Below are 12,299 nucleotides of genomic sequence, written 5' to 3' on the forward strand. Positions count from 1 at the left end.
GAAAGATATGAACATTGAACCCTCACTCGCTGAGCTGCGAGAACTTCACCGTCGTTGCACCTACCCTGTTGTGCAAGCGCTCCTTAAAGGGCATGCGGCTCCAGCAGGATGGTGGCTCTATCTTGAAGACGGCAAGCCCAATACTGACATGCTGCGCACAGAAGATCTCCACCTTTTTTTCTCCAATAGGGAAGACTCGGCGATGGGGGTGGTAAAGGCGTTGGCTCACCTGGCTCGGAGTTACCTGGTGACCGGAGGCGAAGTGCGAGCAGCATTAGCTCGGGCTGGGCGACAACTGCCAAGGGCGGTGATTCTGGTCGCTCCGCCGCACAAACTCGTCGAAGGGGAGGTTGTCAAAACATTTGTCTTAACTGAGCATCAAGTTTTTCTTGCTGATTCTCCGGTGAAGGAACGTGGCAAGTCCGTACTGCTTGCTGACCTGGTGTTGATGCCCGCATCACTCACCCACAACGAATCACCTTCGACGTTGAACTGACTTCAAGGAAAGCATATGAACCAAGAAATGACCCCGGCAAAATCTATTGCGCAACGGGTACCACTCACTGCGTACCAATGGTGCCTATCCGTTGTGGCATATCCATGGCTAGCAATGGTGCAAGGGCCGGTCAAGCCGTGGGTGGCACTGCTGGGGTGGTTCGGATGGATGGGAGCATTGTCGATGGCGCCGACCAAGTTTGCGCTTATTGGCGTTTCTGTACCGCTGGCGACCATCATGCTATCGCTGACAGCTAGTGTGCTTCTGCTGCTAAGCAGAGAGATACAACGGTATGACGCCAACGACAGTGCGCAAGTGGTCGATCAACCTACCGAATGATGGGAAAGCAGCATGGTCGGTATTGAATGGATCAAGCGCCTTGTGTTGCGCAAACCGACGCCAGTGATTGTGCTGGGTGATCGGTCCAATGTGGCTCTTTCGCACATCATCATCAACAAAGATGGCCGCAAGGAAGAGTTCGTTTTCGGCACTGTGAAATACAAGGATGGTTGTGACCCGGAAGGCGGGCACAAGCCAGTCACGATCATCGAGACGAAGTGAAGGAAACCAAACCTATGCCGATGACTCCAGAAGTTGCCCTTGCACGAAAGGCTAAAAAAAGCAAAGAGAGCCGCGATTTTGCAGCGGCTATGGTCTTCGTGATTTCGTTGCTGCTCTTGCTGAATGTGGCCGCTTACCACTTCTTGTTCGATGACAGTTGGGCTCCACCCGCTCGCATAGCCTTACTCATTGCTGGCTTTGCAGGAACCGTTTTTGTGTTTCTGTCCGCATTCAAGCGCTTGGGCAGTAAACCAGATCACAAATAGGAAAACTGTGAAGTCATCTACGCTTCAATACTTGGCAACGCGGCTCAGTCAGTTTGACGACGCGGAATGCGCAACAGCCGGTAAGTTGGTTCGAAATGCGCTTTCGTCCATCGATGTGTTTACTCAGAGCGCCGAGGCTGAACATGCCCTCTATCACTCTGTGTGGGGTGGTCACATCAGCCGTGCGTTGGATGTGGGTAGCTTCACGCCCGCACAGGCCGACGTGCTGGGAGCATTGGAAACTGAAATGGCCGGGCACACTCTTACCATCCGGCTTTCGCTCGGATGGCTTACCCGGAGCGCCATGGCACCCCAGGACTTCCCGGCGCTCGCAGCCTTTCAGAACTGAACGGAAACCAACCGTGCAACCGATCACCGAGGCCCCGAGCGTGATGCGAGAAGTCGGGCCGGGTGTGTACCAAGCATCGAATGGCTTCACTGCACGTCGCGAGGGTGGCGTGACACCCAATGGCAACCCGGTTGGCCAAAGGTGGGTGCTACGCGATGCGTTGGGGGCCTGGGTGGACGTTAATCAGTACAGGCATGACATGTTCGAGCACAACGGCCTTCGGACATCGTACTGAGAAAGCAAGGAAAGACGGAGATGCCAACAAAAACCACAGGCGCTGAGTTCAAGCGCTTCTATGAAGACAGCCAGTTTTGGCCAGAAGACACCGACACATACCACGAAGAAGAAACGGTGTTGGTCAATGGTGAGGATCACGGCGATAAAGGGTACGAGAACATCCCTGACGATGCGGTTGTGATCTTGAACCATGGGATTGTCTTCAATGCCCAAGTGGGAAGCGATGAACCGAGCTTTGAAACTTACTTTAAGCGCTGGCGCAAGCTGCAAACCACCACGAGCATCATCGTCGAGTGCGACTTGACCAAGCGCGATGCTGTCGTTGCAGCAATCCGGGCCGCAGGTGGGCGCGTAGCCTGAGAACCAGAGGAAAGTATTTGGGGACTGTTGGACGGGCTGACGGCCATGTGCCTGACAACTTTGTGCGCCGTGTAGAGCATGGGCCTGATCCACGACGACGCACCGCCACCCCGGCAATTATCTAAAAGGAAAGCAGCATGGAATCCCCAGCCCAAGGGCCCATTGAAGCGCTTCTTGCAAAAGTGAGTGGGAACGCCCCTCGCCGTATCCAGCACGAGACCTTCGAAGGCCCATCCAGTGAAGCACAACGACAACTGAATGCTTGGTTGGCTAGAAATCAGGACGCACGAGTCATCAATGTTGAGACTCTCAAGTTGTACAGATCCGCTTCGATATTTTCTCCGAAACCAGCCGGAATGAGGTGGGCCTGCGGGTTTGGTACGAATTGGGCGCTGAAGGTAAGAACGCATCATGACCTCGCACGCCATACCGAAAACTGCACCGTCTACCAAAGTCGCTACCCCTGACGGGACGCGCCACCGCGCAATCGCGGACAACGCCAAACGGAGGAGCCCAGCCATGAAGTATCGCCCGCCTGCCAATCGCAACCGCAGTCGCCGACTGCGCAAGAAGCTGCGCATTGGTGAGTTCGCTGAGACGGGCTTCAACATCACAATCGAACACCACAAGGTTCTTTCTTCCGATGAGCAACGCGCATTTTTGTTGGCCTTTCTGGAGCAACTGGTCGAGCCGCTTGGCCTTGCCTTTGGCGGCGGTGCCAACGTCGGCTTTGTTTCACGGATGGAGCGAGGCTCGGCCTCTCAACAGCACAGGCAAGCATTCTCAGCGTGGCTCGCATCCAGATCGGATGTGAAGACGTTCGAGGTGGGAGGGCTTGTGGACGCCTGGCACGGTCACCGTCAGTGAACTGGCCCACTAAGCGCGGCCGAAGGCGCGACACGGGTCACAAATTGGGACGCGGGGATCGGGTGCCAATTCGCCGGCAACGAGGCGCAAATGTGTTGACGAGGTTTATATAAACTGTAAACTCACCATCCACATTGAGGGGATGAAGATGATGTTTCCAGTAGCCGCGCTCTTTTTCGGTAAGCGTCCGGCAATCCCATCTTGAGATAGACCCAGTGTCGAGGCATCGTGTGCACGATGAACATCACGCACACTATGGCGAACGACACGATCGCCCAGCGCCCCAAGCGGCACTACTACTCCCCGGAACTTAAAGGCCAGATCGTGGCCGAATGCCAGGTCTCCGGCGCGTCAGTGGCCGGCGTAGCGCTTGCACACGGAATCAACGCCAACATCGTTCATCGCTGGATGCGCGAGCAAGCAGACTCCCTGTTGCCAGCGCCCCGGAATGAGTTCGTTGCGCTGAATCTGCCTCCACCAGTTGAACAGCTCCCAGCAACCGAGACCAGCTCGCCGCCCGTGTCGCGTGCGATTCGCGTTGATGTTCGGCGCAGCGCCAGCGTAGTCACCGTGAACTGGCCCCTGGAAGATGCAGCGTCATGTGCAGCGTGGCTGCGCGACTGGCTCCGATGATCCGCATTGATGCGCTGTGGCTCTCCACCGAGCCGCTGGACATGCGAGCAGGCACCGAGACGGCGCTCGCCCGGGTAGTGGCTGTCTTTGGCGCAGCGCGCCCACACCACGCCTATCTGTTCGCCAATCGACGAGCCAACCGCATGAAGGTGCTGGTGCACGACGGCATCGGTGTCTGGCTGGCGGCCCGGCGCCTGAATAGCGGCAAGTTCGTCTGGCCGCGCGATGCCGCCACCACCGCCACACTCAGCCGAACGCAGTTCGATGCGCTCGTGCTGGGCCTGCCCTGGAAGAACGTCGGCGAGGCTGGAGTCATCACTGTACTTTGAGTGCTCCGGTCGTTGGCCAGGCAATCAGCGCTTGCACCGATGCGCGAATGTGATGTTAGCCGCATCATCTTCTCCCGTGATCACCGCAGACCACCTTGACACCCTGGAGCCGCAGCAGATGCGAGCGGCCCTGCTGTCGTTGATGGGTGAGCTGGCCGAGCGAGACGGCGTGATCGCACGCCAGGGCCAAGAGGCGGTCTTCAAGCAGGCGCAGATCGACAAGCTCACGCACGAGAACGCACTGCTCAAGCGCATGAAGTTCGCCGCACAGTCGGAGCGCTTCAGCGCCGAGCAGAAGAGCCTGCTCGATGAATCGCTGGATGAGGACCTGCAGGCGGTGGCCGATGAGATCGAGCAGGCCACGCCGCCAGTGGCAGGCCGCCAAGACAAGCAAGTCCCCAAACGCGCACCCCTGCCGGCCAACCTGTCGCGGCGCGAGATCCGCCACGAGCCCGAGTCCACCACCTGCGCCTGCGGTTGCCAGATGAAGCGCATCGGCGAGGACGTGGCCGAGAAGCTGGACTACGCGCCCGGCGTGTTCACGGTGGAGCGCCACATCCGGGGCAAGTGGGCCTGTGCCCAGTGCGAGACGATTCACCAGGTGCCTGTCGATCCTCACATCATCGACAAAGGCATCCCTACCACTGGGCTACTGGCGCAAGTGCTGGTGGCCAAGTACGCCGACCACCTGCCGCTGTACCGCCAGGAAGCGATCTTCGGCCGCGCCGGCCTAGCCATCCCCCGCTCCACGCTGGCGCAATGGGTGGGCTCGTGTGGCGTGCAGTTGCAGCCACTGGTTGACGCCATGAGGACAGAGCTGCTGCAGCGCCGCGTGCTGCATGCCGACGAGACGCCGGTGTCCATGCTCAAGCCGGGCAACGGCAAGGCGCACCGGGCGTACCTATGGGCCTATGCCACGGGCGCCTTCGAGAACATCAAGGCGGTCGTCTACGACTTCTGCGAATCGCGCTCGGGCGAACACGCCCGGCGCTTCCTGGGCGACTGGAGAGGCAGCCTCACCTGTGACGACTTCAGCGGCTACAAGGCCTTGATCGCAAGTGGTGTGACCGAGGTCGGCTGCCTGGCGCACGCGCGGCGCAAGTTCTTCGATTTGCACGCGGCGAACCAAAGCCAGATCGCCGAGGTCGCGCTGCAGCAGTTCGCGCGGGTCTACGAGATCGAGCGTGAGGTCAAGGAGATTGCGACCGATCAGCGCCAAACCATCCGGCAACAACAAACGAAGCCGCTGCTTGATGCCTTGCACCAGTGGATGGTGCTGCAACGCCAGAAGGTGCCGGAAGGCTCGGCAAGCGCCAAAGCGCTGGACTACAGCTTGCGGCGCTGGGAGGCTTTGACCCGGTTCGTCGATGACGGACAGCTGCCCGTGGACAACAACTGGATCGAGAACCAGATTCGGCCGATTGCCATTGGCCGCAACAACTGGCTCTTTGCGGGCAGCCTACGAGCTGGTCAGAGGGCAGCAGCCGTCATGACGCTCATCCAGTCAGCACGACTCAATGGGCATGATCCCTATGCGTATCTCAAGGACGTTTTGGCTCGCTTGCCGACGCAACGGGTTAGCCTGGTTCACGAGTTGCTACCGCATCGTTGGTTCGCACCGAGCTGAATGTCGTTATTTGAGGCTCCGCTCAGCGAACGGTTGGCCAGCTTGCCCCAGTGGCGCTGCGCAGCGATTCAAGTGCACCGCAATCGCCAACGCATACCCCTCCCGCACAGGTACTGCGGATGGCACGCAGTTGCTTGCGCAGCGCCTGCAACTCGGCGATTCGCTGCTCTACCAAGCGCATTTGATCGTCTAGCAAGGCATTGACCTCGTCGCAGGACATGGCGGGGTCGTCCTGCAACTGCAGCAGAGCCCGGATATCGTCGTGCGACATGTCCAGCGAGCGGCACCGAACGATGAAGGCCAACCTGTCGACATGCTGTTGGCCATATTGCCGATAGTTGTTGGCGGCCCGCAGGGGCGCCTGCAGAAGGCCCTCTGCTTCATAAAAGCGCACCGCGGGAACGGAGCACCCTGCCAATGACGATAGTTCACCGATTTTCATATTTGCCTACCTACCGCTTGACTCTACAGCTACTTGAGGGTTTCTAATACGGGACATGAGTACATGTCAAAGCAGTAGCTGCTCGAGCAGTTGCAATTCGCAGACGGTCGACGAGGCCCCAAGCGCCATTGCTTCCGTGGAGAGCACATTTTCAGTTCCGGGAATGGACTGCCCCTCCGAGGAGAACCTCATTCGCATGGCGCTGGGTGGTCTGACCGGGGTTGGGCCGATGACCTTCGATCTGGCCCATCGGCAGCTCCGGGTGGTGCACTCGGGCGAGCCCGCCAGGATCGCCCAGAAGCTGACGCCCCTGAACTTGGGTGCGGTTCTGCTGACAAGCGAGAGGCGCACCGAAGGCGGGCAGTGGAAGACGCGTTTCTCCGTGCCGAAGATGGATTGCCCGTCGGAGGAGAATCTCATTCGGATGGCGCTGGCCGATGCGTCGGCTGTTGCGGCACTGGACTTCGATCTGAAGGACCGTGTACTCACCGTGCAGCATGGGGGAAGTACGCAAGAGCTGCTGGGCCGTCTCATCCCTCTCAACCTCGGCGCGCAAGTGTTGGACAGCGTGCAAAGCGACGAGTCTACGGCCCCAGACGCAGAGGGGAATGCCTCTGAGGCTCGGACCTTAAAGCTGCTGCTCGCTATCAACGGTGCGATGTTTGTCTTTGAGTTGATCGTTGGCCTGATCGCCCAGTCCACAGGTCTCATAGCGGACTCGCTTGACATGTTCGCCGATGCGGCGGTCTACGGACTGGCGCTCTATGCGGTGGGCCGCGCCGCCGCCTTGAAGATGAAGGCAGCGCACATCGCTGGTTGGTTGCAAGTCGTGCTTGCGCTTGGCGCGCTTTTGGAGGTCGTTCGGCGGGCAGTTGTGGGAAGTGAGCCGGCGTCCATGCTCATGATGAGTATCGGGCTGGTCGCATTGATCGCCAACGTCACCTGCCTGGTGCTGATCGCCAAGAAGCGGGATCGGGGCGCCCACATGACGGCAAGCTACATTTTTTCTGCGAATGATGTGATCGCAAACGCGGGGGTGATAGTCGCTGGTGTTTTGGTCGCTTGGACGGGCTCCTCGTACCCTGACCTCGTGATTGGCGCAGTCATTGCGCTGATAGTGCTCAGCGGTGCCCGGCGCATCCTGAACCTCCGATAGCCAATCTAGCGGCATCCCACACCGATGCCTAGCCAAGGTGGGATGGCCGGCCGCTTACCTTTTTCGTTGTTGCGGGCATGGCTTTTGATCGGGGCGCTGCAGGTATCTCGACCGCCTGTGTCGTCGTCGCGTGACTCGCGGTGATCAGCGGGTCGAGCGATCGACGAGTTGATAGTCGCGATCGCAAGTGATCGCGCAGTCGGTACCCGAGAATGAACCTGGAGTGAATGCATGGACCTGAATGAGTTCGAACCGATCGAGCGCGCACCTCGCGATGGCACGCCAGTCATATTGGCCTGTGAGGGTCATCCGGAATTTGGTTCACAGCTGATGGCATGGTCGGGTGCTAATCGCCGCTGGGAAGGGCACGCCTTTGCGTTGTTGAGAAAGGTGCCTTCCTGGTGGGATGGAAACGCAGCCTCAGCCTACTCACTTCAGGCGCGCGACATGAGCTGGGAAGTGGCAACGGCGGAGACTGAAGTTGCAACGAGGGTCATGGCCTGCAGATTAATGTCCTGTAGTGCAATCCAAGCGCGGTTGACCGTCGAACGTTTCCCGGCAAAGGCTGGGCAGGCTTGAGGAATGCCCGCATGAAGAACGACAGAATGGATGGTTTGGGAACTCAGCGCTCGGGGGCCCAGTCCGATATCCCGGTGGCGCCAGTCGCTTGGGTAGCCCTGTGCGCAGGCTTCGGCGCGGTGATCGCGTGCCTCTTGCAGTGGTGCCTGACTGCGGCCTCCAGCTCCGCTGGATCCCCAGCGGGCCTTGACACCCTCACCGGCACTATCCTGGCCGCGCCCGTGCCTCCTACCATGTACCAGGGACTTGGAGCCATCGGTGCGGGGGCGTCGCTCCTGTACGGAACGTCGGCCTCGATCTTCCAGTCGCGCAGCATTGAAGGACGGAGGGCGGTGATCGCTGTAGGGCTCACCCACTACGTCATGACGTTTGGCGTGACCGTGTTCCGGTTGGGCCTGGCCTAAGTTACGAAGCCCGCGAAATGGTATACCCGTAATTGATAAAGCATGTTGCTTTGATGCCGCCATCGTAGAGCTCGGTTAGTTCCCACCGTCCCCCCCGCAATGCAAGCTTTGTTTGCGAGAGCCCGACAATTATGAGAATTTCACCCATCACCCTGGCTATTTCACTCGGCGCGATTCTTCTCGGCACTGCGTGCTCGTCATCGAGCACCGATCGTGCCAACGAGTTCAAAGTTGATAAAGTGAAAGCCATGGTGGCTGACGGGCTTAGTGATCCGGACAGCGCGAAATTCCGACGTTTGTTCATCTCGGAATTTGAAGAGGGAAAAGGGACCGCGACTGCCATACTTAGTTTGTGCGGCGAGGTGAACGCCAAGAACAAGATGGGCGGGTACGTTGGTTACCACAGGTTCGTTGCGGACGGGAAGGTAGCTTTCATAGATGAAAACCTAGACGAGAACAGTGTTGAGCAGAAGGCGTTTAATACACTATATTCTGCTAGTTGCAGCTCAAGCATTAAGGAAGTCGGGTGACGGAGCCGAGCGATGTAAGGTAAACAGGAAGTTCTCCTTGAAAGAGAGATGCAGAGTTGGAGAGCTTCTCCTTCACATCGGCGCCGCGTAGGAACGATTCAATATCATGAACAACCGGATCTCCCTCCTAAATTGATTCGATGGTGGTGTCCTTTGCTACGCTTAGGTCTGGGCGTGGGCAGAACACGATAAGTAGAGCATTAAGATTATCTTATCCAGAAAATGAAAGCCATAAAAGCAATATTATTACTTCCCCTTCTCGCGGCTTTGTCGCTCGCGGGTTGCTCGGAGAAGTCATCAACAGCGGCTGCTGATCCAGTCGGCGTCCGCGAAGCGGTTTCAAGCGCTGTCGGGGGCGGTAAGGCTCCGGTATTGCCAAAAATTGATACATCTACCCCAGATTTTGCCGTTAAATCATGGTGGGCATACCTTGATGAGCTGACGGCGTTCGAATATCGAAATTGTGTGAAGCTTGCTTCGGATACGAAAGAATTCGTGAACAACCGAAGCATGCTACTCGCTGGTGACCCCTTGAAGTCCAGGGAGGATCACTATACCTGCCGTGATCTGAAGATCGACAGGCAGATAAAAAAGGTCCATATGGAAACCGAGACGCGCTCGGTTATTGAGGTGGTCATGCGCGATGCAGTTGGCCCGAGGCCCGATGAAGCCATTCCTGACTACGCGAAACGAGATGTGGAGCAGGGCTATCTGTACAAATATGTGCTTGTCAAAACTCCTGAGGGTTGGCGTATAGAGGACGTCCTGCAGTGGAATGAAACCAACGTTATTCTGAAGCGTGACCCTTGGAATAGAATCTACAAAGTCGAACCGAAGAGCTATTATTTCCATCTGCCATACCAATAACTCGCCTATCGAAATGCAAGCCGACATGGGCCTGCCATCGTGCGGGTGTGATGGCGAGTCGTTTTGCTCGGAGTCCGGCGTGGAGCGTCGCGGCGCTAACCCGTTGATGTGAATGGGTCCACTCTGGAAAATTCAGTTTAAGGACGAGAAACTATGGTGAAGTTGACCCAGGCGCAAACCCGCGTGATGAAGTGGCTCGGCAAAGGATGGGGCACCGAACCCGGCGCGGGAAGTGCTGTGATGGTGAACGGTACTCGAATCTGCAATACCGACACCATGATGGCACTTCAACGCGGAGGCCTTGTCGCTATGGATGCTGAGGGGCGGTGGACCGCCACGGAAAGCGGCAGGGCAATCACAGCCCAGCTCCGACTTTAGGGCCCTACCGGTGCCCGGATGGCGACGGAATAGCGCCAAGGGAACCAGTCGAGGTCGGTCGAAAAGATCCGCAGCAAGGCTCGCCCCGACCGCGCAAATTGCGGGGGTGTTGGCTCGGTTTATATAAACGCTACCATCGCGCTTGGCTTAGGCCCGTCTGCTCGATGTTCATTCAACCGGATTCCAAATGCCCAATACTGACCCCAAAAAGCTGGCCTGTGGCGCCTACTGGTACGTTGTGCCGGGGAAGGATCCGGAGATCTGCGAGAAGCGCGACGGGGAGGCCTTCGTACGGTTTACAAACGGTTCTCGGCAAGACTGGGCTCGTGACGGCGAGAACTTCATTGGGCCGCTCGCCCGGCCCAGAGTTGCTGGTCAAGTGGCAGCGACCTTGCGGAAGTCAAAGCCACCAGCTAAGCCGTTGAACGAGCGGATCGCCGACGCCGACGCGAGGGGCGGTGCTTGGTTAGCGAAGGGAAACGAGTTGGCCGAGGCCGGGGACAAAGCCCAAGCGCAGCGCTGCTACGACAAAGTGCAGTTCTGGCTCGATCGCAGCAACAAACTACGCGGCAACTGTTGAGAGAGAAAAGCGATATGTCGAGAGCATTGAGGGTGTGGAACGGTGGGGGTTTGGTATGCCGTAAGCCAGGGGATCCGCTTTGGGACGCGCTCCCGTGGAACAGCTCTCCACAAGCCTACGTCGCAGCGTTTAGCCGCGCTGACGCTCGCAGAGTCATTCAAGAGTATTGCGGAAGCCTTCCTTCTGACAGTGAACTCCGCGACTATTGGGCTGAACTCTGGGGAGAACCTATGAGCGGTGTGTCACCGGAGCGGGGCCTTTGGCTTCAAGTCGATGTTGAATCCGCCCCAGTCCGCGTTCTTTGAGGCAGACGGGCCGGATCAGAGAGAAGGAAACATGAAGATGTCGAGATCAAGTTTTGCAGTCGCGGTGTGGGTTCTGCTGGTGATTGCCCTAGCGGCGCTCGCGCTGGCCTCACGCGCAGCACCAGTCACCACCACAATGAAACCCTTGGGTTCGGTGATTGAACTGAGCGACTGCCAATCCAGGAAGCGCTCGCACCCCTGCACGGTGCGTACGACGTCCCACCAGTGGCTCACAGACCTGGGCAGCTGGCCGGGTGACATCCTTCAGCCGGGCGATGCGCTCGCTATGAGAACGGACAAATCTGCCTGGCGCACCGTTACTTGGATGTGTCGCAACGGGGTCTGCCGCTCACATTAAGGCCCTGGCTCCGCCCCTGGCCACGAAAGACATCCTCAAGAAAAAGCAGTGCCGGACGCCGAGTCCAAGGCATCCGCACAGCGATGCCCGCTGTAACTTGCCCTGGGGCAACCTAAGGGTTAGCAATTCTTGCCTACATCAACAACTCCTCCCGGTCGCATGTGCCGCACCAATTCAAATGACACCTTCTGCGCTTGACATCGCTGACTCACTCTTCTCAGCGGCTGCGCCGGTACTCAGAATCGAACGCCTCCATTTGCCACTTTGGAAAAGGAAAATCGAACAGAACCCCAAAGACGCTCGGATCGGACCTTGGCTAAGCTCGAAGTATGTAGTGCTGGATGACGCGGTATGGCGTGCGCGAGGTGCGTGTCTTTATATGGCGAAGGAGTCCAAGGAGACTATTCGCTACATCGGAATCTCTCGTAACGGCGTCAAGCATCGCTGGCGCACATCGCCGGCATATGACGCGAACACGATGGCGCGCTTGGAAGATGACCAGCTCTTCCACAGCCAATGTTGGCGTCACATGCAATTGGCGGCTGGTTCGACCCCAGGCTGGTCGTTGGAGGTGCGAGCTATCGCCCATGCAAATCTTTCCGGTGCGTTGGCGCGGCTGGGACCCCCTCTGTCCGCTTTCCTCGCACTCGGAGATGATGGCGAGGGTATGTGTGCGGCTGTTGAGCGCTGGCTCTGCAACAGGAGCGATGGTGAGTTCTTGGCCTGGAATACTGCGATGACCACCCGAAAATGAGTGCGGCCATGGGGTGCGCTCGCTGACCCCAGAAAAAGGGTCTGTCGGAGCTTTAGGGGTTAAGTCCTTGTTCGTTCACGCACCACGAGCAGATGCTATGTCCGTCGAGAGCAGTGAGATCCGTTCCGTTGATTGCTGTCGTTAAGAACAAAGTCCGTCGGGAACTGCGAGATCCGTGCCGTTGATTGCTGTCGCGACAAATAAAGTCCGTCGAGACCGAT

At 58.1% G+C, this 12,299-nt stretch carries 18 protein-coding genes; 17 read left to right on the forward strand and 1 reads right to left on the reverse strand.

The genetic code is table 11. The features are described 5' to 3' along the window. Positions 1–7 precede the first annotated feature (7 nt). The 10 genes from KW835_RS13950 to KW835_RS13995 all read left to right on the forward strand — a co-directional run bounded on the left by KW835_RS13950 (position 8) and on the right by KW835_RS13995 (position 5,725). Positions 8–496, forward strand: a complete 489-nt coding sequence (locus KW835_RS13950; protein ID WP_218383319.1) for a hypothetical protein — start codon at positions 8–10, stop codon at positions 494–496. A gap of 15 nt (positions 497–511) precedes the next feature. Further along, the gene (locus KW835_RS13955) at positions 512–835 is read left to right on the forward strand and encodes a hypothetical protein (protein WP_218383322.1); all 324 of its coding nucleotides are present in this window, start codon (positions 512–514) and stop codon (positions 833–835) included. A 12-nt stretch (positions 836–847) separates the two neighbouring features. After that, on the forward strand, positions 848–1,057 hold the full coding sequence (locus KW835_RS13960) for a hypothetical protein (RefSeq protein WP_218383325.1): 210 nt from the start codon (positions 848–850) through the stop codon (positions 1,055–1,057). Further along, positions 1,054–1,323 carry a hypothetical protein gene (locus tag KW835_RS13965; RefSeq protein ID WP_218383326.1) on the forward strand — a complete coding sequence of 90 codons (270 nt, stop codon included), beginning with the start codon at positions 1,054–1,056 and terminating at the stop codon, positions 1,321–1,323. Before KW835_RS13960 ends, KW835_RS13965 begins: the two co-directional genes overlap by 4 nt. Positions 1,324–1,330: 7 nt before the next feature. Continuing rightward, a complete protein-coding gene (locus KW835_RS13970) occupies positions 1,331–1,672 on the forward strand; it encodes a hypothetical protein (protein WP_218383327.1) in 342 nt (113 codons plus the stop codon). Between the two features lie 255 nt (positions 1,673–1,927). After that, positions 1,928–2,269, forward strand: coding sequence for a hypothetical protein (locus tag KW835_RS13975; RefSeq protein ID WP_218383328.1), 342 nt, complete (start codon positions 1,928–1,930; stop codon positions 2,267–2,269). Between the two features lie 519 nt (positions 2,270–2,788). After that, a complete protein-coding gene (locus tag KW835_RS13980) occupies positions 2,789–3,136 on the forward strand; it encodes a 50S ribosome-binding protein YggL (RefSeq protein WP_218383329.1) in 348 nt (115 codons plus the stop codon). A gap of 255 nt (positions 3,137–3,391) precedes the next feature. Beyond that, positions 3,392–3,769, forward strand: a complete 378-nt coding sequence (locus KW835_RS13985) for a transposase (RefSeq protein WP_071536238.1) — start codon at positions 3,392–3,394, stop codon at positions 3,767–3,769. Continuing rightward, positions 3,766–4,098 carry an IS66 family insertion sequence element accessory protein TnpB gene (gene tnpB / locus KW835_RS13990; protein WP_003121550.1) on the forward strand — a complete coding sequence of 111 codons (333 nt, stop codon included), beginning with the start codon at positions 3,766–3,768 and terminating at the stop codon, positions 4,096–4,098. The genes KW835_RS13985 and tnpB overlap by 4 nt, the downstream gene beginning before the upstream one ends. A gap of 76 nt (positions 4,099–4,174) precedes the next feature. Further along, positions 4,175–5,725, forward strand: a complete 1,551-nt coding sequence (locus KW835_RS13995; RefSeq protein ID WP_031757192.1) for an IS66 family transposase — start codon at positions 4,175–4,177, stop codon at positions 5,723–5,725. A 22-nt stretch (positions 5,726–5,747) separates the two neighbouring features. On the opposite strand, the gene cadR is transcribed toward KW835_RS13995, so the two are convergent. Further along, complete coding sequence (cadR, locus tag KW835_RS14000) at positions 5,748–6,167, reverse strand: Cd(II)/Pb(II)-responsive transcriptional regulator (RefSeq protein WP_010791743.1); 420 nt, start codon at positions 6,165–6,167, stop codon at positions 5,748–5,750. A gap of 46 nt (positions 6,168–6,213) precedes the next feature. On the opposite strand from cadR, the gene KW835_RS14005 reads away from it, so the two are divergent. From KW835_RS14005 to KW835_RS14035, 7 genes are all read left to right on the forward strand, one after another. Further along, positions 6,214–7,323 (forward strand): cation transporter, encoded by a 1,110-nt coding sequence (locus KW835_RS14005; RefSeq protein WP_072632770.1) that lies wholly within the window; start codon positions 6,214–6,216, stop codon positions 7,321–7,323. A gap of 231 nt (positions 7,324–7,554) precedes the next feature. Continuing rightward, the gene (locus tag KW835_RS14010) at positions 7,555–7,902 is read left to right on the forward strand and encodes a hypothetical protein (RefSeq protein ID WP_218383331.1); all 348 of its coding nucleotides are present in this window, start codon (positions 7,555–7,557) and stop codon (positions 7,900–7,902) included. A gap of 11 nt (positions 7,903–7,913) precedes the next feature. Next, a complete protein-coding gene (locus KW835_RS14015) occupies positions 7,914–8,306 on the forward strand; it encodes a hypothetical protein (RefSeq protein WP_218383332.1) in 393 nt (130 codons plus the stop codon). 131 nt (positions 8,307–8,437) lie between these two features. Further along, on the forward strand, positions 8,438–8,836 hold the full coding sequence (locus KW835_RS14020; RefSeq protein ID WP_218383334.1) for a hypothetical protein: 399 nt from the start codon (positions 8,438–8,440) through the stop codon (positions 8,834–8,836). 222 nt (positions 8,837–9,058) lie between these two features. Then, the gene (locus KW835_RS14025; RefSeq protein WP_218383336.1) at positions 9,059–9,703 is read left to right on the forward strand and encodes a hypothetical protein; all 645 of its coding nucleotides are present in this window, start codon (positions 9,059–9,061) and stop codon (positions 9,701–9,703) included. A gap of 153 nt (positions 9,704–9,856) precedes the next feature. Beyond that, the gene (locus KW835_RS14030) at positions 9,857–10,081 is read left to right on the forward strand and encodes a hypothetical protein (protein WP_218383338.1); all 225 of its coding nucleotides are present in this window, start codon (positions 9,857–9,859) and stop codon (positions 10,079–10,081) included. Positions 10,082–10,268: 187 nt separating this feature from the next. Further along, complete coding sequence (locus KW835_RS14035) at positions 10,269–10,661, forward strand: hypothetical protein (protein ID WP_218383340.1); 393 nt, start codon at positions 10,269–10,271, stop codon at positions 10,659–10,661. Positions 10,662–12,299: the final 1,638 nt, after the last annotated feature.

The sequence above is a fragment of the Acidovorax sp. sic0104 genome (assembly GCF_019219095.1).
Lineage (GTDB): Bacteria > Pseudomonadota > Gammaproteobacteria > Burkholderiales > Burkholderiaceae_C > Acidovorax.